Genomic DNA, 20,866 nt, shown 5'->3' with positions numbered 1-20,866 from the left:
AATATGACTGAAACACGATCCGGTAAAATTTATTTCGCCTCCGACTTCCACCTCGGAATACCGGATCGTGTTTCCAGTCTTGAACGCGAGAAACGTATTATCCGCTGGCTCAACAGTATTGAGCATGATGCGGAACAAATTTTTCTGGTTGGCGATTTATTTGATGCCTGGTTCGAATACAAGCGTGTAGTACCCAAAGGCTTTGTTCGTCTGCTTGCGCGTATTGCCGATTTTACCGACAAAGGCATTCCCGTACACGTATTTACCGGTAACCACGATATGTGGATGTTTGGTTACCTCGAAGAAGAATGCGGCGTAAAACTCTACCGCGAGCCGCTTCATATAACACTGAAAGGGAAAACGTTTATTATCGGTCACGGCGATGGCTTAGGTCCCGGCGATCATAAATACAAATTCATCAAACGTATTTTCCGTAGCCCGTTGCTCCAATGGTGTTACGCACGCATACACCCCAACACTGGTATCGGACTTGCCGACTTCTTCTCGCGCCGGGGATATGATAAAAAAGAAGATGAACGCCAGTGGCTCGGCGATGAGAAAGAATACCTGATGCAATACTGCCGCAGCGAATTGCAAAAAGCGCACACCGACTATTTTGTATTCGGGCACCGGCATTTGCCTGTGGATAAGGAAGCAGGCCCAAACAGCCGCTACATCAATCTTGGCGACTGGCTGCGCTACAATACCTACGCCGTGTTCGACGGAAACGGGCTTGAACTGAAAACATTTGAAGGCTGAGCAAACGCTTACAGCCAGCTTCCTACTTTTTGTGTAAGATCGGCCAGACGGCTTGAGTAGCCGTACTCGTTATCGTACCAGCCAAGCACTTTTACCATATTGCCTACCACCGAAGTAAATTCAGCATCGTAAAGGCATGAGTGCGGATTGCCCACCACATCTATTGATACCAGCGGCTCTTCGGTGTATTCAAGAATACCTTTGAGTTCGCCGAGGGCCGCAGCTTTAAATGCTGCGTTTATTTCTGCAGCGGTAGGCAGTTTTTTAAGCTGGCAGGTAATATCGGTAAGCGAACCATCGGGCACGGGCACACGAATGCCGCAGCCTCCCAGACGGCCATCAAGATGCGGGAAAATTTTGGTTATGGCTTTGGCCGCTCCGGTTGAGGTGGGCACCATAGACACTGCTGCCGCACGCGCGCGACGCAAATCCTTGTGCGGTGCATCATGCAAACGCTGATCGCCGGTGTACGAATGTACGGTGGTGATGTAGCCATCGTCGATACCCCAGTTATCATCAAGCACCTTAATCATGGGTGCGGCACAGTTGGTGGTGCATGAGGCGTTTGAAATAATCACATCATCGGGCGAAAGAATTGAATCGTTTACACCCAGCACCACGGCTTTGATATCGCCATCAGGCGGAGCCGAAAGCAATACTTTTTTTGCGCCCGCATTCAAATGCAGCTGTGCCGTTTCGCGGCTGAGAAATTTGCCGGTGCATTCCAGCACAATATCCGTATTGAAAGCCCCCCAGTTCAACGCTGCGGGATCTTTATGCGAAAGTACCGGAATGCTGTGGCCATTAATTACAAGAGCATCGTCAGTTGCCGAAACTTCGCCGGCAAAACGGCGATGCACTGAATCGTATTTAAATAAGTGTGCCAGTGTACGGCTGTCGGTAATATCATTTATGGCTACCACCTCAATATCCTTACGCTCAAGCAAAATGCGGAGCGTAACGCGGCCAATGCGGCCAAATCCGTTAATGGCAACTCGAATGGGTTTCATAGGCTTTGTAATCTGTTTGTAATAGTAAAGGTAATGAGTTGGCCGGTGTATGGATGTTAAGAATGGATAAAATACAAACGGCGCTCACTTTAAAGCGAGCGCCGTTTGCGGGAACGTATTAATCAATTACTGATCAAGCTTGATGAAGCGGCCTGTACCAATGCGGTTGTTGTTTTGAGAAACCACAATCAGGTAAGTGCCACGGGCCAGATCGCCTGCGTTGAAGCGAACGGTTTGCTGACCGGCAGCAAGATTGCTCTGCTGCTCACTCATAACCACACGACCGTTGAGGTCATACAGGTCAATGGTTACATCGCCCTGCTGGGTAAGACGGAAAGCTACGCTGGCATTGTCAACCACCGGGTTCGGGAATACGCGGAGATCTTTGTTTGCAGTAGCTCCTGCACTTCCGCCGGCACCCGGTTCGTTGATGCTGGTGGGCTGCTGCCAAGAGCTGTCGTCGCGCCAGATACCACGGCCGTGTGTACCGATGTAGAAACAGCCGGCATTTTTCACATGCCAGGGATCCCAGCGCTGCTGACGAATCATGTCAACACCTACGTTTTCATTCAGACCGGTGAGCGCCCAAGCCCATGAAACAGTACCGGCAGTAATGTTTTGTGTTTCAATAATACCACGCTCGGTGCCTACCAGCACACGGTTGGGATTGTATTTATCAAACGAAATTGAATACGCGGGAGCTGCACCGAGACCGGTGCCCGGCGTAATCATGTTGCCGGTTTTGCTTACAAACGAACCAGCATTGCTTACCGCAGGATCTGTATCGGCTGTTGACGAATAATATACATACTGTGTTTGTGCATAGTTACCCAATGCCACAACCACACGACCATTATCGGCCGGATCCACATCAATAGCCGTTACGTTACGTCCGGTGAATGCGGCAATGCGGGTACATGTAACCACTGCATTGGGGTTGGTGGTGTTTCCATTCTCAATATCACCATTTGATGAATCAACCACATTATTGATGTTTGACACACGGAATACGCTTCCGGCAGCAGTACCTACGTAAAGAATATCGCCGTCGTTGCTCCAGGTCATGGTAGCAATTTCGCCGGTGAGTGAAGACGGTGTGGACAGGCGGCCTGCAATTTTCATCCACTCGGGATTTGAAGCAAACTGCAGCGGACCTTTGGTCATATACACACCACCATCAAACGACGGGTTGGAAACGGTTGTACCCACCACCAGACGGGCGTTGATCGGATCCTGAATGCGAACGGTATCATGCGGGAAAATGGCTGCATTTGATACCCACTCATACGAGCGGCCGGGAACCTGTTGGCTTGAAATATTGAGTGTTGAACCCGCATTGTAACGGACACCGTAGAATACGCGGATAACAGCGTTATTGGCAGGTGCGTTATTGAAGCGCAGCGTAATGTAACCATTCGTGCTTACAGAACCTGTACCGTCGCCGCTGAATACACCGGCATTGTTTGAGAACACCGTATCCGTTGCACCGGCTGTAACCATGATTGATCCGAGATCAAAAGAGGGTGCGGGAACTGAGGTGGGCGAAACAGCAGCAAGTGAAAGCTGGAACAACAAACTGTCTTCAACACCATTGCCGGCACCAACAAGTACCTGACGAATCGGGTTGATGAAGGTCACAGAGTCTTTGCTTTGGGGGTTGTTAAGTGTTTCCCAAAGACGAATCGGTGTTACGAAAGAGGCAAAGAAAGGATTGCCGAAACCAGGCTCATTGGTTACACGCTCGGTGTAGAAATCGGCAAAGCCGCCACCATTATTGTTAGAGCGTGAAAGCGCACCGTAATAAACAGTTGCAAAAATAGCCTGGGGGTTGAGGAATGACATCTCGGTGTGACCACCGTCGCCACCACCAATCGGTTCAGCATCCATTGCGGTGTTGCCAAGTCCGTTGATGTAAAGCGTTCCGTTATCCTGCAAACCACCTGCAGCAAGATCACGATTTTCGGAGAAGTGATCGTGTGCTACGGAGTAGAACTGGGTGGTTACGTAACCACGGTTCATCGGCTGGTAGAAGTTACCATCATCCACTGTGCGGAATACACCTCCGTCGGTACCAACGTAGAATGTGCCGGGAGTGGTGGGGTGGAAAACTACAGCATGCTTGTCGGAATGCACGTAGTAGGGATTCTGAATCACGTTCGGGAATTCGAGTGCAATACGATCCCACTGACCGGCAGGAGGATTTTGTGTGGAGGGATTGGGGGTAACGTTTTCCCAACGCCAGATTTGCACACCACCGAATACGCAGCGGTTTTTGTTGTTCGGATCAACCTCACACACGTTGTCATAATCGCCCTGACCTGTACCGAAGGGATCAAAAGCCGCTGAGCTGGCACCGGCAATGGTTGTCCAGTTCTGACCACCGTCTATGGTGAGCAGTGCACCTGCAAGCGTACCGTTTGAAGCCGCGCAGAAAGCATAAATCCAGTTCGGATCAGACGGAGCGATACCAATTTCCACACGCACAAGTGAGCCGGTTAAGAAACCTACGCTGGGTGTGGTGCCAATATTGGTAAAGGTAGCACCACCATCGGTAGAACGATGCGGACGACCAACTACACAAACAACCAGTGAGCCATCAGAACCAAAGTCCACATCCGTAGCACCAGCTGTGCCCAGTGTACCGGCAGGAGCGGTCCAGTTCTGGCCACCGTCGTTTGAAATGCGGATACCTTTATTGGTAGCGGCCACTACGCGCTGTGCGTTAGTCGGATCCACACCAATTTTATTAATAGCCGCCCACACAGAAGTGCTTGAGTTTGATGTGGCAGGCTCGGTGTTGGTAAGCAGTGTCCAGGTTGCACCACGGTCGGTTGACTTATACATGCCACCGCCGAGGAAACCACCAGCACCTGAACCGGATACGTTGAACTGATTCTGTCCGTAAAGACCTTCACCGGTTCCTACGTAAATGGCGCCATCAGAGCCTTGTGCAATGCTGGCCACGTTAAGATTTACTTCAGGAAGGCTGAAGAAACCTGGATTGCGCGACCAGTTGTTGCCACCATCGGTTGATTCCCAGAGACCGCCGCTCACACCACCGGCAAACATGTGCTGGTAGTTGTTGGCAGCGTCCTGATTGTCGATAAGCAGCGCACGGGTACGGCCACCAATATTATCGGGACCAAGGTTGGTCCAGTTTGCAGAAGTAACAGAAGTGGCGCTGTTGTTGCGTTGCGCATTCAACGACTGTGAAGAGAGGCGGTTAATTCGCAGCATCTCCGCCACATCGAGGTTTCCGTTTGCATCTTTCAAACGGTCGAAGCGCCACTGAGCAGCACCGGCGGCTCCATGCGATTCGAGATCATGTTCGCTTTTGAGTTTTACCGAAGCCGAAGGACGGTACTTGGCACCGTTTCCATCGATCAGGGTAAAGGAGGCAAACAGTGCCAGACCTGCCGCAGCAAGGCCGGTTCCGGCAACCATGAGTCTGTTTCGTTTCATTGACTTTTGATTAATTTTTGTTCCCTTTTTTTTCTTTGGTCAGATAGATTTACAGCAAGTTTCCAAAAGTATGTTTTTTCACCTGCTTTACCAAACCGTTCTACTAATTGCCTGCTAACATAGGCCATAATTAAACACGGGGATGTGTCCGGGGGATGCAAGAACGAACGCGAACAAACTGATTTACAGCACTTAAAAGAAGTAATGTAAATCAGATTAAAGATGCTTTTCTGCGTGGTACGACGAACGTACCAGCGGGCCGCTTTCTACATACCGGAAGCCTTTTTCGAGGGCCGCCTGCTTGTAGAAGGCAAATGTATCGGGATGAACAAATTCCTGCACGGGGAGATGTTTTTTGGTGGGCTGCAGGTATTGGCCGATTGTAATGATTTCAACACCCACACGGCGCAGATCATCGAGTGTTTCGAGTACTTCTTCGCGTGTTTCGCCAAGCCCTACCATAATGCCCGATTTGGTGCGGCATCCGCCTTCATGCAGTATGCGCAATACTTCGAGACTGCGGTCGTAACGGGCCTGAATGCGCACCTGACGGGTAAGGCGGCGCACCGTTTCCATGTTGTGTGAAACGATTTCAGGCATCACGTCGATGAGGCGCTGAATATTTTCGCGCTCACCTTTGAAATCAGGGATAAGTGTTTCAATGGTGGTATCCGGGCTGGCTTTACGGATTGCCGTAATGGTGCGTGCCCAGATTATTGAACCCCCATCCTTGAGTTCGTCGCGGTCAACCGAAGTGATTACACAATGTTTCACGCCCATCAGCTTCACTGATTCGGCCACACGTTCAGGCTCGCCCTCATCAACCGGCAGCGGACGGCCGGTTGCCACGGCACAAAATCCGCACGAACGGGTACAGATGTTGCCAAGAATCATAAACGTGGCTGTGCCTGCTCCCCAGCATTCGCCCATATTCGGGCAATTGCCGCTTTCGCAGATCGTGTGCAGTTTATGTTTGTCAACCAGCGAGCGCACCTTGAGGTAATTCTCTCCGGTGGGCAGTTTCACGCGAAGCCATTCAGGCTTTTTCATACGTGGTTCGGCGGTTGTTTCCAATGTTGTTGTACTCATACTTCAGCGCTTGTCAGGTCTTCAAATCCATTTTCGCCCGTAAGAAAGCGATAAATAAACCGTGAGCAGTACAGGTTTGTTTTGCTCGTTGGCCATTACAGGCATTTTTTTGGGGTATGCATCAATACATATTCCGGTTTCCAGCGATCGTACCTTTTCCTGTCCCCGCTGTTCGTCGGCCGGCACACGGTTATAAAAATCAAAGTTCAGGCCCAACCTGCCGTATGCGCCGGGTACAATGCTTAGTTCGCCAAGTCCGCGCGCAAACGGAGCCCTGCCGATGATGTTATCGGTAAAATGCTCGGCCGGGTCATAACGTTCGGTTACCGACTGGTAATTTACCTGATTGGGCACATCGCGTGCAATAATGAGGTACACGGGCTTGAGCAAACCCAAACTCACACCGCCAAATGCGACAAAACTTACTTCTACACCGCGCTGCCGGGGTTTGGTATAAATGACTTTCTGATAACCAATGCCAGGGCGCAGCATAAAAAGGCTGTTCAGTTTACCGTAAAAATAGCCTTTGCTGTTGTCGAAGCCCGGGTTTTCCACTTTCACTTCTTTCGGGTGGCGGAAATTGGCCAGCTGGATTTCAAAATAAGCTTTTGAATAGCCGGTCAGGAATTTACCACGCTGATACTGTACACCAAAACCGTTTGAATGCACAAGTACACCGCCGCTTTCCTGAAACCGGTAAAGTGCGCCGATTTCATCATAGATATTGGCATTGGTTGTAACCACCTGCTGTTCGGCAGGTACCTGTGCCTGCATCACGCATGCACAAAAAAGGAAGACGGTTACAAACAGCAGACGCATAAATAAGGTGTACTTTTGCCTGATAACAAAAATACAAAGAAAGTAGCAGCGCCGTGCTTTTATTATGCAACCGGTAAACACAAACGCATAAATGGCAGCCTGTTAGGATATACAACACAATTATGGCTACATCATCTATTACATACAACGGCAACCTGCGCACCACTGCCGTTCACGCACTTTCGGGCAACACCATCATTACGGATGCGCCACCGGATAACAATGGCCGTGGCGAAGCCTTCTCTCCTACTGATCTGCTGGCTACCTCACTGGGCAATTGCATGCTCACCATTATGGGCATTCTGGCCAACCGCATTGAAGTAAATATAGACGGGACAAAAGCCGAAATTGTAAAAGTAATGGCATCTGACCCGCGCCGGGTGGCTGAGGTACACGTAACCTTTACCATGCCCGAGCGCAACTACAGCAGTAAGGAAAAACAAATGCTGGTGAATGCCGCACATACCTGCCCGGTGGCGCTGAGTTTGCACCCCGACATAAAGCAGGTGGTAAATTTTGTGTGGGCTTCCTGAGCGGAAAACGCTGCGGCTTACACAGCTTTAAGTGCTTCTTCAAGTGCTTCTGCCGTAATGGCATTGTGTGAGGCATGCCACACGCAGCGGCCGTTGCTGATGAGCAGGGCCTGAGGCGATTCATGCTCCACATTAAAATTTTCGGCAATTTGTGCCGAAATGGGGCGATGGTTCAGCAAATCGAGGTAATAAACCGGTAAGGATTCCAGACTGGAATTCCATTGGCGCTGAAGGCGGGTCCAGGCCATTACGCTTATTGAGCAGCGCGTACTGTGCTTAAAAATAAGCACGGGCTTATCAGAAATAGCCAGACTGCTTAGCTGTGCAGGATCATGAAGTGCAATCTGCCACATTACAGAAAAATTATGCAGCCGGTGGCAAAGTGATTACCACCGGCTGTAATTTATTGATTAATAGCGCGAACGGCTTTTTGAGGGAGATGTGCTGCTTTTGTACGCGTCGCACTTTTCTTTTGACTTGCAGGAAACCATAGATACGCTGCCAAGAAGAGCGAGTGCGAGGATGAGGGTGAACTGTTTCATTTTTGTAGGTCTCGTTTTTTGATTTTGCACTTTTTACGGCAAATAACATGCAAAGTTAGGTTTTGACGGCCCCGTAAAAAGATTTTTTATTAACAATATGAAAACGTTACATTTGCTACTTCATTGTACAGGAACCTTCATTATTCATCTTATCATACTCATCTATTAACCATTTAGATTACGCTGCACAATTATGAGCAACACTGCTGCGCAGACCGCATCACCTCAGATTGGTGAAAGTTGGAAAGAAATGCTGTTTGAGGAGTTTCACCAACAGTATTTTCAGGATTTAAAACAGTTTCTCACTGATGAGAAACAAAATAATGTGGTTTATCCTCCCGGGCCGCTTATTTTCAGCGCATTCAACCAAACACCCTTTGAAGAAGTTAAAGTGGTTATTCTGGGGCAGGATCCTTATCATGGACCCGGACAGGCCAACGGGCTTTGCTTTTCGGTGTCAAATGGGATCAAGCATCCGCCTTCACTGGTGAATATTTTTAAAGAAATGCAGAAAGACCTGAATGTGCCTTACCCGAAAACAGGCGATCTGTCGGGCTGGGCCAAACAGGGTGTACTGCTTTTAAATACTACGCTTACCGTGCGTGCCCACTCACCGGCTTCGCATCAGGGGCAGGGCTGGGAGTTTTTTACCGATGCTGTAATCCGCGCCCTTTCCGAGCACCGCGAAGGCATTGTGTTTATCCTCTGGGGCCGCCACGCGCAAAACAAAAAACCGCTTATCGACATGACCAAGCACCATGTGCTTGAAGCGGCTCACCCTTCGCCTTACTCGGCCAACGGGTTTTTCGGCTGCCGTCATTTCTCCAAAACCAATTACCTGCTGCTTAATCAGAGCAAAATGCCCATTAACTGGGTGGCGCTGTAATTGTACGTTTTTAATTCATAAAAGCCGTATTCCATGCAGGAATGCGGCTTTTTTGTTTGCACTAACACTTAAATATATTGCTGGAAAATTAAAAATAAGTTGTCATTGTTTATTGGGATTTAATTTTGAATGCTTAGTTTAGTTGTAACCATAAACCCTGCACAATGTCTAAAACAGATGAAACCTATTTTGATAGGATTTTTAACCGATTAAAAAACAACAAACTTTTTGCCTGGACAATGATACTTGGAATAATTTCAGGTACTTGCTGGGCTGTTTTACCCAAATCTCTTAAAGACAGAATAAATACCCAAATAGAAAATTTTGAGTTTACGAATACAAGCACGCAAAAGAAAAATTTACTTCAACAGGTAAAAAGCTATTATGTGGCGGTCATGCAACAGCGAATAAATAGCTCTGATTTTTTTGCACCTCAGGTTAATCAATTTATTTCGGTTACCAATCCCACCAACCAACAACTACAATCTTTATTTAGCCAGAGTTATCTCGAATTTATTACTCCTCAAATTACTGTTCACGATTCCACTTTTACAGTTGCAGAAGGTGCCAATAACGAGCAAATAACCGATTATTGGATTAATTTTCAGTGTTTCCGAAAGTCGAAACTTCGCTACCAAACCTGTAATGTGCATGTTGAAATGCTGTTGGACAAAGCGGGTAAAATAACGTCCTACAAAGAACTTGAAGTAAAAGATCTTGCATACTTTAACAAAGAAACCCATTTTACCGGCAACGTGGGAAAGCTTGTGGCTGAGTTTAATCTCACTGTTGATTATCAGATAAAACAGGTAAGCGGAACGTATTATTATCCCTCACGTAAAAGTGTTGTGTATTCGCTTACAGGTACAGTGGAAAATGAAGAAATGCTTCTTACCGAATACACAAACGGTGAAAAATCGGCTGTATGTAAATTAACTACTTCCGACAATTACTGTTATACAGGAACCATGCAAAACACGAATGGTAAAGTTTTTGCGATGAAAATATGCAGGGAATTTTCTTCGCCTGCTGCACTAAGAACACAAACAGCTTCGGCAGCTTATTGATTTCATGCAGCCTTTAACAACTAAAAAACGGCCGAACTTTAACAGTATAGGCCGTTTTTAAGCAGAGGGGAAGGAAAAATTACTCGTGCATTAAGCGAGATACCAGTTGATCGCCTGCGGGTGTTTGCAAAATAAGTAAGTAGGCACCGGCGGGTAATGTGTGCAAATCGAGTACGGTGCGGCGGAGCTGACCGGCAACCATTGTGGTTTGTGTGCGCTGCACACACTGGCCGGTAAGTGTAACGAGGCTGATTTGCAAGGCCTCGTCGCGCAGGCCGGTGTATTCAATGGTGCAGCTTTCGGCAGCAGGATTGGGATATACATTTACCAGCCCGGCATTGAGCGCGGCAGGCAATGCGGTGGAAAGCCAGGTGAGGGTGTTTGAATTAACCGGGCAATTATTGCCATATGTGGTTTGCACATAATACTGTCCGTTTTGTGTGGGCGTGTAATTCTGTGCTGTGGCACCGGCAAGGGGCTGGCCGTTCAGGTACCACTGGTAAGTAGTGGCCGATGTAGATGAAAGCTGATTGCCGTTTTGGGTAATCACGGGCGTTGGCATGGGGCAACTCATCTGGCCGGTAAGGCGGCCCGACTGTGCCAGCGAATCAGAAAAACGTGTCCACGCCTGGCAGTCGTCTTTGAGGTAATAAGCCAGCCAGAGAATGGCCATGTCCTGCGTGGCATCCTGTTGCTGAATGCGGCTGATGGTAGGATTGGGCGTGCAGGTGCCTTCGCCGAACGAGCAGTTGAAATTGCTTTCGGCAAAATAGCAGTGTCCGCCGCCATCAATTTGTACAAAAGCTTTGCAGGCAGAAGCCAGTGAATCGTACATCGGCACCTGATGCTGAACCGGAGGTGCCACACAATCAAACTCACCGGCAAATACGAGCGAAGGCACGGTAACCTGCGCGGCAGCCGTAATTGAAGAAGGATTGGTATTGGCCGCTGCCAGTGTAATCATTGTAGTGATTGACGTATTGCCCGCCGCAGCCAGAAACGAACTTCCGCCACCCATAGAATGGCCCATGATGGCCGAACGGCTGTTTACATGTCCGTAAAAAAGCGACGAGGTATTTGTGGCCGATTCACTCTGGAGCTTGGCGGTGAGAAAAGCCAGATCGGCTCCAAACTCGGCATGATTGGGGTTAATATTGCCCTCCGTGCGCGGGAAAGCCACAATGTAGCCTTCGGGCACCAGCGCCTCCCAGATGTTCTGATAGGCGCTCCAAACCATTACAAAACCATGCCCGAACACAATTACCGGATACGTACCTGCCGAAACAGGCACATCATCGCCGGCGGTGGCCGCAGGATAATATATTTCGGTCTGGATAGCCCGGTTTGAGCGGAGCGGATCCGAATATGTGATCTGCGTATGGCCGATGGCGCCGTTCATAATGACGGGAAAAGCCGAAAAACAGAGTATTAATTTGATGGTTTTGAACATGGCTGAAATGTTGGTGTGCAAAAATGATGGGGTAAGTCGTTGAAAAAAAATCTCTCATTCCTCAAAAATCAGACAATAACACTTATTTTCGGGGAGGAGATAAAGCTATGCTGAGCATACAGAAAGTGATTGTGCTTCTTGACGAATTCCATTTACAGGAATTTCGCAAATACCTTGAAGAAAGCAAGGCCGAGCTGCCCCTGCGTCTTGTTGACTCGGCCGTGCAGATTGGCTGGGAAGAAAAAGACTCTGATGAACTTTGTAAAGCTATCTACAAAAAGGCCGATACGCAGTCGAAAAAGAAATTTTTTCAGTTAGCCCATCATACCTTTAAACTTACGGGCTACCTCAGCCGCAACTACCCTACTTATCTTGCACACAACGTATCGTCCATTGAGCGTTATGTGAATCAGGGCAAGCTCCGCGAAGCCAATAAACTGGCAGAGATACTGCTCGATGTAGCTGAAAAAATTGAAGACTTTGCCACTGCCCGTGCCGTACTTCAGTTTTTTGCGCAGCAGGTATATATCCGCGAAAAGAAAACCGAAGCCATCCGTTACCTCGAACGTAATGCCGAAGTAATTGATGCCGAAATGGCACTCAATGATATTTATCTCTACATGCGGCGCAATCTGCATTTTAAAGATAAATCAAACCTCGGGCCTTCTGAATCAGACAAACACATTGCTCATTTTGCCCGGTATCACAACCACTGGTCGTTTGCGGTGCGTATCATGAGCCGTTATGCGGCCTGCTATACACTTCACTTTTTTAACGACGAGCGTTATTACGAAAAGCACCAGCTTGATGAGTTAAACAACCTTTCTGATGAACTGGAAAAATCGCCTTATGTGATTTTCTCTTTTTCTGATGATGTGGAAATGAATATTGATTATCTGAAGCTGAAATCCATGATGAGCATTATGGATGCGGACTCGCTTCAGAAAGAAGCTGCCGTGCTGCTTAAAAAACGCGAAACCCCGCGTTTCTGGCGCAACTACCTCAACACGGCACAAATTGCATTCCTCAGCATTCAGGGCAGTGCACTGGTGAGCCGCTACGGGTTTGGCTACCGGAAAGGCTGGAACGAATCGCTGCCGCAGGATATCAAAGATCAGCTTGCCTTTTACCGCAAAACAGCCGAAGATATTCTCGCCAATGTAAACTGGGATGAAGAGAGCCTTCATGTTCGTTACATTAACTCGGTTGTAATTTATTGCTGCTTCCTGCTCATGGGCACACGCGAAGATATTCGCAAGGTAATTGACACGATTGAAAATATGCTGTTCAATTATCAGCAGGTAGCCTTTCACCGCATGTACGATCAGATTTTTGCGACACTCATTATGGCCTACTTCATGTTCGAAGATTACATCAAAGTACAGGAGTGCTATAAACGCTACGAAAAACTCACCGCCAACAGTACAAAACTGCAGGAAAACGATATTACCATTAAAGCCTACTACTATGTGGCACAATGGCTGCAGTCGGGCCGCAAGCAGTATAAAGACAAGCTTGAAGGACTCATAACCCGTACCGAAGGAGTGCCCAACCTTGAAACCACAAGGTATCTGCTTAACGACCTGAAAGCATATTACAAGATTTAAGCGGCTACCTTTCTCCGAACTCTCAAAGTTCGGCAAGGGCAATCATTACCCGTTCAAGTTTCTTTTTCATTTCGGTGGCTGTGCAGGTGTAGTTATTTGCCAGCAATGAGAAGCACACCAGTTTGCCGCTTCGTGTGGTTACATAACCTGCATAGCCTCGTGCACGGGTAATATAGCCGCTTTTGGCAGCAAGGTTGTTTTCGGCGGCAGAGCCTTTACAGAGGCTTGCCAGCGAGCCGCTTTTTCCGGCCACCGGCAACGAGTTCCGGAAAGCGTCGTACTGCTTTTTCGGCCAGCGCGAAATGATGCGCAATGCCTGTGCCTGCTGCATGGCCGTAACTGCATTGGAGCGCGAGAGGCCGCTGCCGTCGGTCATAAACATGCCTTTTGTATCAACGCCCTGCTGTTTCCAGAACTGCACCACTTGTGCGGCACCATCTTCGGTGCTGCCTTTTTTTGTTTTGATGTAACTGATGGTGCGCAGCAGTTGCTCGGCATAGAGGTTATCACTTTTGAGGTTGGTGCGATTTACAATTTCGTTGAGGTATGGCGAAAACGTGGTGAGTATTTTTGTACGATCTTCATTCTGCACCCGGTTTATCAGGTATGGTGTGCCGGCTACCTGTATTCCCTGCGTCTGCAATGTGCGTGTAAATTCTACCGCGCACTGTAGTGCCGGATTGGGCAGCGCGGCTTCCACTTCAAAGTCTTTGGTATTGGCAGGAATGCGGCCACGTATGCTGTGCAGATTTCCGTAGGGCGCGCCATATACATACGCATCGTCTTTGGTGCCGCCTGTTTTGAGGTCGCACAAAATGTTCAGACCATCGGGCACAGGTATGGTGTGTGTGAGACTCACAGTGCTGGCAGTGGAGGTAAAAAACAAGGAGTAACTGTTATCGTGCCAGCACAGTGCCGATGACGGTGCACCATAGTATTGTCCCATATCGCCCCAGGTCCAGCCATCGGGCAACGGATTATCACCAAATGCCGATACGTTGGCCACCACGGCTCCTGTAATCTGTCGAACGCCTTTTTTGTAGAGTGCCGCAGCCCAGCGCTGAAGCTGTGTACTGTCGCCATCTTTTCGGAAATGCTTTGAGTCGAGTGTCGGATCGCCGCTGCCTGTTATATATAAACTGCCGTTTATTGTGCCACTAACCGTATCAAACGTACCGGTGTATTCAAGCACGGTTTCGTAGCGGTAGTTGGCGCCGAGTATACTGATTGCAGCGGCAGTAGTAAAGATTTTAAGCGTGCTTGCCGGCGTGTGAACTTTGGCGGCGTTTACATCGGCCAGCACATTGCCGCTGTCGGCCGTAATGGCGCAGAGTGTCCACGAACCGGTGCTCAGGTCAGCATCGGTGTTCAGCGCATTGATTTCGGTTTGCAGCTTTGCGGCGGGCGGGGCAAAAAACAGAAGCATAGCCACCACTGGCAAAAGCAACAAAAGTTTAAGCGGTGTGTGCTTCATAAATCTTATCTATAGCCGCAGCCAGTGCATGGTCGCGCGGGGTGATGCTGTTGCCCTGATCATGTGTGCAAAGTGTAATTTCTACCTTATTCCACACATTGCGCCACTCGGGATGATGCTGCTGCGCTTCCGCTTCAGCAGCTACGCTTGTCATAAATGCAAATGCTCCGTTAAAATCACGAAACAGAAAGGTGCGCGAAAGTCCGCCTGGGGTAATGCTCCACATGCTGCAAATGTAGCGAGACAAAGCCAGTAATAACAACTGTGGGAAAGCGGTGAACCGGAAAATTATTTCTTCCAGTTAATCTTAAACTCGGTGCGCCGGTTGGCAGCGTGCTCTTCTTCTGCACACTCCGTTCCGTCGGCACATTTGTTCAGTAAACGGGTTTCTCCGTAACCAACTGCTTTAAGGCGTTTCTTATCAATGCCGCCTGCCACCAGATAATCGGCCACAGACTGAGCACGTTTCTGAGAGAGTTTAAGGTTGTAATTATCATCTGCCCGGGAATCAGTATGCGAATTAATTTCAATAATTACCTGCGGATTGGCTTTCATTACCTGAATAATTTTATTGAGTACCGGTTCGGCATCAGGCAAAATTTTCCAGTCATTCAGATCATAATAAATATTTTCGATAATCATCAGACTATCTTTCGATTCACGGGCTTTGGCAATAATAACATCCAGCCAGGGATCATCCACATACACTTTCCCAAGCGTGGTACGGTCGTTGGGCAGAATTTTAAATTCAAATTTTCCGTTATAAGCCAGTTCTTTTACAATATTACCATTATTGTCTTTCACATACATTTTACCCACATTCACTACATAGTTATCCTCCACATTCTCAATCCGCACCATGTATGATTTATCATTAGGCAGGTTGGTAAATTTAAAATTACCGTTCGCATCAGTAGTTACAGTTTGCAGAATGTTTCCGTTTTCATCCACCACTACCACTCTGGCGTTGGCCACCGGTTTGGCAAGTGAATCGCCGCTGGCAAGAGAACCTTGCAAATCAATTCGTAATTCATCTTCATCAACCTGCATGGCTTTTATTGTGCTGCGGTCGTTTTTGAGCAGCTGATAGTTGTAGCTTCCGGTACTGTCGGCCACAAGTGTGGCTATTTGTTTGCCTGCTTTATCTGTAAGAATCACTTTTGTATTGGGCGCAAGCACCAATTCATCCGCTGCATCAATGGCTACAATAAACGACTTATCGGGCGGAATGCGTGTAAATGCAAAACCACCCAGTGCATTGGTGGTAGTGGTTTGTACCACATTGCCGTTTTCATCAATCAGTTTTACGCGGGCATTGGCAACGGCAGCAGGCTGACTCCCATCTGTAACAAGGCTTCCGGCAATGGTAATGTATTCATCATCGGCAAGCAGTTCGGGTTCAGAGCCTGGCTTTACAGGGAGATTCTGGAAGGTATATTTTCCTCCTACCTGATCGTACACCGTTACGCGCATGGCCTTGTTGTTCTCGTCGGTGAGGTAATATTTTGAGCGGCTGCTGATACCGGGATCATCTTCAAGCAGGCGCACGAGATAAGATTTATCGGCATCAATATTACTGAACACAAATGCCCCCTTTGCATCGGTTGTTGCCTGTTTCAGCACATTTCCATCCGTATCGAGCAGCTGCACGCGTGTGTCGGGCATGCCGTCGGTAAGTTCTTTTGAAGCAAGAATTCGTCCGCGTATAACAGTTGTTTTCTTGAGTACTTTGAAACTGTAAATATCATCTTTACCCTTGCCCCCGCTTCGGTCAGAAGCAAAATAACCGGTCTTTCCGTCGGCATCAAAAATAATCGAAAAGTCATCGGTACTGCTGTTCATCGGCGCCCCCTGATTGGAGGGTTCCTGCCAGATACCATCAACCATTTTTGTGGCGAAAATATCAAGTCCGCCCAAACCGGGATGCCCGGAAGAGCTGAAAAAAAGCGTACCATCATTTCGCTGGTAGGGAAACACTTCGTCGGCCAGTGTATTCACAACCGGGCCGGGATTAATCGGTTTGCTCCATGAGTCACCATCGCGGCGGCAAAACCAGATGTCCATACCGCCAATGCTGCCGGGCATGTCGGAAGCAAAGAAAAGCGTTTGCCCGTCGGCCGAAAGTGAAGGGTGTGCGCAGGAATAGAGATCACTATTCCACAAAAACGGTTCCGGGTTCGACCAGCCGAAAAACTGGTTGTTTGTGAAATAAATTTTATTCCGGTTCACAAATTTTTTCGAGCGGAGTTTTACGGTTCGGCCCACACGGTTGAACGCCATGAGCTTTCCGTCGGCCGTAAGTGAAGCGGGGCCATTGTGATTATCGGGGCAAATGCGTCGGGGAAGTTTTTCGGGCACACCGTAATTTACCGAATCACCGCTGCGCGAAAACTTCAGCGAATAAATTGCAAAGTAGGCAGCATCTGTAGCGGAGGCATTTTCGGCATTGAGCAGATCTTTCTCGCCACGGTCAGACACGATGAGCATTCCCCTGCCGCCCCATGCCACACCGAAATCAGAGTACGGCGTGTTTAACTGCGGCACAGCTTTCACTTCATAAAGCCGTGTTTCTTCCATCCATACCTTCAACTGACTCAATGCTTTTACTTCGGCCTTACCGCGTTCATCATCGGGTTTGATGGATGTAAAGCGTTCGAACTGTTTGCGGGCTTCTTCGGGCTTGCCATTCATTTTCAGCACGGAGCCGTACCAGAAATAAAGCATCGGATTGGGTGCCGGGTTTATTTCGAGTGTGCGTGCGTACCAGTATTCGGCTTTAGGATAGTTGCGTACAATGCGGTAGCAGTTGGCCACATTTTCCATTGCCTGCGGATCAGCCTGTTTACGTAAACCACGCTCATAGGCATTTATCGCACGCACATACTCGCCCGAAGCCAGCAAGCGATTGGCGCGCTTAAACTGCGCATGCAGCATGCCCGCCGGCAAAACCAGCAACAACACGAAAAGCAAACGCAATGAAAATAACTTCATATCGCAAACTAGAAATAACGTGGGGAAAGTGTTTCGGATTTAAACAGGTCGAGATTAAATCCTACCATAAGTTCATGTGAGCCCGACTGTGCCGAACGCAAACGCCCCAATGCAAAATCATACGAATAACCGATCCGAAGAAACTGCCCCGCATTGTATTGCACAAGCCCTACAATACTTTGTGAAGAGCGAAGCGAAGCACCCACCCAGATCATTTTCCTGAGTTCAAAATTCAAATTAATATCAACCGCCGTAAGCGTGGTGCCCGGGTAATTGCGGATCATTACCGATGGACTGAAAAGCACATTGTCGGAAATTACAAATGCGCGGCCAATGGTAAAAAATAAATGTCTTCTAAGCGTAGAAGCATACGTCACCGAATCGTTTGCAGCCACTACCGAATAGGATGGCCTGTTGAGGTGTGTGGATGAGAAGCCCCAGTAAAAACGTTTGTTGTTGAAGAACACGCCAAACTTAAAATCAGGAATTGTGCGTTTATCACTGCTGAGTGTGGCAAACACATCATTCTCATCACGATACTCAATCTGATTCCAGTTTACACGGTAGCTGATAATGCCTGCACCAAGCCCGAACCCAAGTTTACCTTTCCCCATGCGTATGCGGTAGGCATAACTGAGATAAGCAGCGGTGCTTCGCTTGGGCCCAATCTGATCTGTATTTATTTCGAGTCCCCAGCCCACTTTGCCTTTTCGTGTGGGGGCACTTATTGCAAGCACATTGGTTGACGGTGCACCGGGAAAACCAACCCATTGTCTGCGCATCAGCAAAGCCGCGTTCATCATTTCACGGCTGCCGGCCCATGCCGGATTAATGGCCAGCGGGTTAAACATGTACTGACTGAACAACGGATCCTGCTGAGCAAAAAGCTCGGCAGGCACGGCGCTTACTAACAGTATGAAGAATGTAATTATTCTTTTCATGTATGGTTTGGTCAGCGTGTAAGTTCAATCCAGCCTTTAAATGACTTACCGTTAACTTCCACAAGATAGAAATAAGTTGCGGGTGGTAAAACACTTCCCGATGCATCATTCCCTTCCCAGCGCCTGTCGGCGTTGTTGTAGTTTGCGGTTTCGAACACTTTCTCGCCCCAGCGGTTGAAGATGGTGACGTTATTTTCGGGGTACTGATCGATAAATTCAATTGCCCAGAAATCATTCTTCCCGTCGCCGTTGGGCGTAATGCCTGAATAAAAAACCAATTCACAAGGTCCCGGCAAAGCGTCAACCACTGCCGAATCAGTATATACAAGCCCAATGACATCAGTAATTGTGACATAGTATGTGGCGGGAGCAAGTGATAAAATCTGTTGGGTAGTTGCTCCGTTTGACCACGCATAAGTGTAAGGCGGGTTTCCGCCCTGCGGCACGGCACGGGCACTTCCATTGTTAATCCCTGCACAGGATGTATTTGTAGAAGCTACGGAGCCGCTCAGCGCCACAAGACTTCCTGTTGGCTGCTGAAAGCCTTGCGTAAGGATATATCCGGAGGCCGAAGAAGTGGAAATAATTACCTCACCGGAAGAGGCCGAAAGAGAATAGTTCCCGGATGTACTCCATGCACCTGTGCTACCAATAAGTTGCGGACTCAGCATATACTGCGCCTGTACCGAACCGTGAAGGATCAGCAAAAAAAATACACATACATATGCGGCAGCCTTCATGCTATTCTAACCGGTAAACAGTATAATCTATAAACGAACTCACAAAACGCAAATTGGTATTCTGCCGGTAGGTATTAAAACGCAAAAAATAGCTGTATTGCGAATTGTTAACAACTTCGTTTAAGGCCATTGTAGCCTGCACCACCGATGAATTGTTAATCCCAGAAGGCAACGATGTGGCAAAGGCTGTAGGTGTTCCGTTAGTATGTGCCACTTTGTAAAGTGTGACCGATAAATCAAGCGAGGCGTCACTGTCCACAAAGGAAGTTGTGATGGAATTAAGCTTGGCACTATCGGGCAAGTGCAGCGGGAAAATAATATATCCCACAGTGGATGCAGAACCGTTAACTATGTAGGCGTAGGTAAATGGGGTAAACACCGTAGCAATATCATAAACGGTAGGAGCCGCACTTTGGGCATCAGCTACAGAAATGCTGTATTTTCTGTTGAGTCCGTTCATAGCGGCATTTGTTATTGTGCCCACCGGGCCTGTTGCTCCTGTGGCACCGGTTGCGCCGGTTAAACCAATGCCTGTGGGGCCGGTGGCACCGGTGGCACCATTAGCTCCTGTAGCGCCGGCGGGGCCGGTTGCGCCGGTTAAACCAATGCCTGTGGGGCCGGTGGCACCATTAGCGCCTGTAGCGCCGGCGGGGCCGGTGGCACCGGTTAAACCAATGCCTGTGGGGCCGGTGGCACCGGTTGCGCCATTAGCTCCTGTAGCTCCGGCGGGGCCGGTGGCACCGGTTAAACCAATGCCTGTGGGGCCCGTAGCGCCGGCGGGACCTGTTGCGCCGGATGGCCCGGCGGGACCCGCAGCACCGGTTGCTCCGGCAGGACCCGTAGCGCCGGAAGGGCCGGTAGCGCCTGAGGGGCCTGCTACTCCTGTACTTCCAGTTACTCCTGTAGGACCGGCAGGGCCGGTAAGTCCGATTGATCCGGTAGCGCCTGATGGGCCTGCAATACCGGTAGCGCCGGTGGGACCAGCAGGGCCTGTATCACCAGAAGGGCCGGTGGCACCAGTAGCGCCTGCAATACCTGTGGGGCCTGTGGGGCCGGGGTCACCCTGAAGGCCGGAGGGACCTGTATCGCCGGAAGGGCCGGTGGCGCCGGCAATACCCGTGGGACCAACAGGGCCCGGATCGCCTGAGGGGCCGGTAGGACCTGTATCGCCGGAAGGGCCGGTGGCGCCGGTAGCGCCGGCAAGTCCCGTGGGACCAGTGGGGCCTGGATCGCCTGAGGGGCCTGTAGCTCCTGTTGCTCCGGCCACACCCGTTGGGCCAGTGGGCCCCGGGTCGCCTGAGGGGCCGGTTGGACCTGCAGGGCCGGTGGCGCCGGTAACACCTGCAGGGCCGGTTTGACCTGTGGGGCCGGCCGGACCATTTTGTGCATAGAGGGCATAAGGCACAGACTGAATGACGGTAGTGCCCATATTGAGCCAGCCCTGACTTTGTACATTTATTTCAACCTGCAGGGTGAAGTTCGGATTTGCCCCCCAC

General features: G+C 49.2%; 18 protein-coding genes. 5 read left to right on the top strand and 13 right to left on the bottom strand.

The genetic code is table 11. The features are described from left to right. Positions 1–3 precede the first annotated feature (3 nt). The gene (locus IM638_12955) at positions 4–759 is read left to right on the top strand and encodes a UDP-2,3-diacylglucosamine diphosphatase (protein MCA6363941.1); all 756 of its coding nucleotides are present in this window, start codon (positions 4–6) and stop codon (positions 757–759) included. Between the two features lie 8 nt (positions 760–767). On the opposite strand, the gene gap is transcribed toward IM638_12955, so the two are convergent. From gap to IM638_12935, 4 genes are all read right to left on the bottom strand, one after another. After that, on the bottom strand, positions 768–1,769 hold the full coding sequence (gap, locus tag IM638_12950) for a type I glyceraldehyde-3-phosphate dehydrogenase (protein ID MCA6363940.1): 1,002 nt from the start codon (positions 1,767–1,769) through the stop codon (positions 768–770). A gap of 126 nt (positions 1,770–1,895) precedes the next feature. Further along, positions 1,896–5,231 (bottom strand): T9SS type A sorting domain-containing protein, encoded by a 3,336-nt coding sequence (locus IM638_12945; GenBank protein ID MCA6363939.1) that lies wholly within the window; start codon positions 5,229–5,231, stop codon positions 1,896–1,898. 216 nt (positions 5,232–5,447) lie between these two features. Then, positions 5,448–6,320 carry a lipoyl synthase gene (gene lipA / locus IM638_12940; GenBank protein ID MCA6363938.1) on the bottom strand — a complete coding sequence of 291 codons (873 nt, stop codon included), beginning with the start codon at positions 6,318–6,320 and terminating at the stop codon, positions 5,448–5,450. A gap of 21 nt (positions 6,321–6,341) precedes the next feature. Next, positions 6,342–7,139, bottom strand: coding sequence for a hypothetical protein (locus tag IM638_12935; protein MCA6363937.1), 798 nt, complete (start codon positions 7,137–7,139; stop codon positions 6,342–6,344). Between the two features lie 122 nt (positions 7,140–7,261). On the opposite strand from IM638_12935, the gene IM638_12930 reads away from it, so the two are divergent. Then, entirely contained in the window at positions 7,262–7,672 is a 411-nt protein-coding gene (locus tag IM638_12930; GenBank protein ID MCA6363936.1) for an OsmC family protein, read from the top strand. A 17-nt stretch (positions 7,673–7,689) separates the two neighbouring features. Here the strand turns inward: IM638_12930 and ytxJ are convergent, their stop codons facing one another. Beyond that, complete coding sequence (gene ytxJ / locus IM638_12925; GenBank protein MCA6363935.1) at positions 7,690–8,025, bottom strand: bacillithiol system redox-active protein YtxJ; 336 nt, start codon at positions 8,023–8,025, stop codon at positions 7,690–7,692. A 10-nt stretch (positions 8,026–8,035) separates the two neighbouring features. Further along, positions 8,036–8,263, bottom strand: a complete 228-nt coding sequence (locus IM638_12920) for a hypothetical protein (GenBank protein MCA6363934.1) — start codon at positions 8,261–8,263, stop codon at positions 8,036–8,038. 144 nt (positions 8,264–8,407) lie between these two features. On the opposite strand from IM638_12920, the gene ung reads away from it, so the two are divergent. Continuing rightward, complete coding sequence (gene ung / locus IM638_12915) at positions 8,408–9,100, top strand: uracil-DNA glycosylase (protein ID MCA6363933.1); 693 nt, start codon at positions 8,408–8,410, stop codon at positions 9,098–9,100. Between the two features lie 164 nt (positions 9,101–9,264). Further along, on the top strand, positions 9,265–10,167 hold the full coding sequence (locus tag IM638_12910) for a hypothetical protein (protein ID MCA6363932.1): 903 nt from the start codon (positions 9,265–9,267) through the stop codon (positions 10,165–10,167). Between the two features lie 79 nt (positions 10,168–10,246). Here IM638_12910 and IM638_12905 read toward each other — a convergent pair whose 3' ends face one another. After that, positions 10,247–11,617: a T9SS type A sorting domain-containing protein gene (locus IM638_12905; GenBank protein ID MCA6363931.1), complete on the bottom strand. Its 1,371-nt coding sequence runs from the start codon at positions 11,615–11,617 to the stop codon at positions 10,247–10,249. A 107-nt stretch (positions 11,618–11,724) separates the two neighbouring features. On the opposite strand from IM638_12905, the gene IM638_12900 reads away from it, so the two are divergent. Continuing rightward, on the top strand, positions 11,725–13,224 hold the full coding sequence (locus IM638_12900; protein ID MCA6363930.1) for a hypothetical protein: 1,500 nt from the start codon (positions 11,725–11,727) through the stop codon (positions 13,222–13,224). A 22-nt stretch (positions 13,225–13,246) separates the two neighbouring features. Here the strand turns inward: IM638_12900 and dacB are convergent, their stop codons facing one another. The 6 genes from dacB to IM638_12870 all read right to left on the bottom strand — a co-directional run bounded on the left by dacB (position 13,247) and on the right by IM638_12870 (position 20,799). Next, on the bottom strand, positions 13,247–14,698 hold the full coding sequence (gene dacB / locus IM638_12895) for a D-alanyl-D-alanine carboxypeptidase/D-alanyl-D-alanine-endopeptidase (protein MCA6363929.1): 1,452 nt from the start codon (positions 14,696–14,698) through the stop codon (positions 13,247–13,249). Next, the gene (locus tag IM638_12890; protein ID MCA6363928.1) at positions 14,679–14,924 is read right to left on the bottom strand and encodes a 4a-hydroxytetrahydrobiopterin dehydratase; all 246 of its coding nucleotides are present in this window, start codon (positions 14,922–14,924) and stop codon (positions 14,679–14,681) included. Before IM638_12890 ends, dacB begins: the two co-directional genes overlap by 20 nt. 62 nt (positions 14,925–14,986) lie before the next feature. After that, complete coding sequence (locus tag IM638_12885) at positions 14,987–17,689, bottom strand: carboxypeptidase regulatory-like domain-containing protein (protein MCA6363927.1); 2,703 nt, start codon at positions 17,687–17,689, stop codon at positions 14,987–14,989. Positions 17,690–17,697: 8 nt separating this feature from the next. Beyond that, positions 17,698–18,630 carry a type IX secretion system membrane protein PorP/SprF gene (locus tag IM638_12880; GenBank protein ID MCA6363926.1) on the bottom strand — a complete coding sequence of 311 codons (933 nt, stop codon included), beginning with the start codon at positions 18,628–18,630 and terminating at the stop codon, positions 17,698–17,700. Between the two features lie 11 nt (positions 18,631–18,641). Further along, a complete protein-coding gene (locus IM638_12875; protein ID MCA6363925.1) occupies positions 18,642–19,370 on the bottom strand; it encodes a gliding motility-associated C-terminal domain-containing protein in 729 nt (242 codons plus the stop codon). A gap of 1 nt (position 19,371) precedes the next feature. Next, on the bottom strand, positions 19,372–20,799 hold the full coding sequence (locus tag IM638_12870; protein ID MCA6363924.1) for a collagen-like protein: 1,428 nt from the start codon (positions 20,797–20,799) through the stop codon (positions 19,372–19,374). Positions 20,800–20,866 lie beyond the last annotated feature (67 nt).

The sequence above is a fragment of the Bacteroidota bacterium genome (assembly GCA_020402865.1).
Lineage (GTDB): Bacteria > Bacteroidota > Bacteroidia > Palsa-965 > Palsa-965.
Note: the sequence above shows the minus strand (reverse complement) of the source record. Positions and strands in the feature narration are given on the sequence as shown.

Excerpts from the sequence above, each read along its gene's own strand:
- gap (MCA6363940.1), bottom strand. The coding sequence starts at position 1,769 with ATGAAACCCATTCGAGTTGCCATTAACGGATTTGGCCGCATTGGCCGC.
- ung (MCA6363933.1), top strand. The coding sequence starts at position 8,408 with ATGAGCAACACTGCTGCGCAGACCGCATCACCTCAGATTGGTGAAAGT.
- IM638_12905 (MCA6363931.1), bottom strand. The coding sequence starts at position 11,617 with ATGTTCAAAACCATCAAATTAATACTCTGTTTTTCGGCTTTTCCCGTC.
- IM638_12935 (MCA6363937.1), bottom strand. The coding sequence starts at position 7,139 with ATGCGTCTGCTGTTTGTAACCGTCTTCCTTTTTTGTGCATGCGTGATG.
- dacB (MCA6363929.1), bottom strand. The coding sequence starts at position 14,698 with ATGAAGCACACACCGCTTAAACTTTTGTTGCTTTTGCCAGTGGTGGCT.
- IM638_12920 (MCA6363934.1), bottom strand. The coding sequence starts at position 8,263 with ATGTTATTTGCCGTAAAAAGTGCAAAATCAAAAAACGAGACCTACAAA.
- IM638_12885 (MCA6363927.1), bottom strand. The coding sequence starts at position 17,689 with ATGAAGTTATTTTCATTGCGTTTGCTTTTCGTGTTGTTGCTGGTTTTG.
- IM638_12945 (MCA6363939.1), bottom strand. The coding sequence starts at position 5,231 with ATGAAACGAAACAGACTCATGGTTGCCGGAACCGGCCTTGCTGCGGCA.
- ytxJ (MCA6363935.1), bottom strand. The coding sequence starts at position 8,025 with ATGTGGCAGATTGCACTTCATGATCCTGCACAGCTAAGCAGTCTGGCT.
- lipA (MCA6363938.1), bottom strand. The coding sequence starts at position 6,320 with ATGAGTACAACAACATTGGAAACAACCGCCGAACCACGTATGAAAAAG.
- IM638_12875 (MCA6363925.1), bottom strand. The coding sequence starts at position 19,370 with ATGAAGGCTGCCGCATATGTATGTGTATTTTTTTTGCTGATCCTTCAC.
- IM638_12910 (MCA6363932.1), top strand. The coding sequence starts at position 9,265 with ATGTCTAAAACAGATGAAACCTATTTTGATAGGATTTTTAACCGATTA.
- IM638_12955 (MCA6363941.1), top strand. The coding sequence starts at position 4 with ATGACTGAAACACGATCCGGTAAAATTTATTTCGCCTCCGACTTCCAC.
- IM638_12900 (MCA6363930.1), top strand. The coding sequence starts at position 11,725 with ATGCTGAGCATACAGAAAGTGATTGTGCTTCTTGACGAATTCCATTTA.
- IM638_12930 (MCA6363936.1), top strand. The coding sequence starts at position 7,262 with ATGGCTACATCATCTATTACATACAACGGCAACCTGCGCACCACTGCC.
- IM638_12880 (MCA6363926.1), bottom strand. The coding sequence starts at position 18,630 with ATGAAAAGAATAATTACATTCTTCATACTGTTAGTAAGCGCCGTGCCT.
- IM638_12870 (MCA6363924.1), bottom strand. The coding sequence starts at position 20,799 with ATGGGCACTACCGTCATTCAGTCTGTGCCTTATGCCCTCTATGCACAA.
- IM638_12890 (MCA6363928.1), bottom strand. The coding sequence starts at position 14,924 with ATGTGGAGCATTACCCCAGGCGGACTTTCGCGCACCTTTCTGTTTCGT.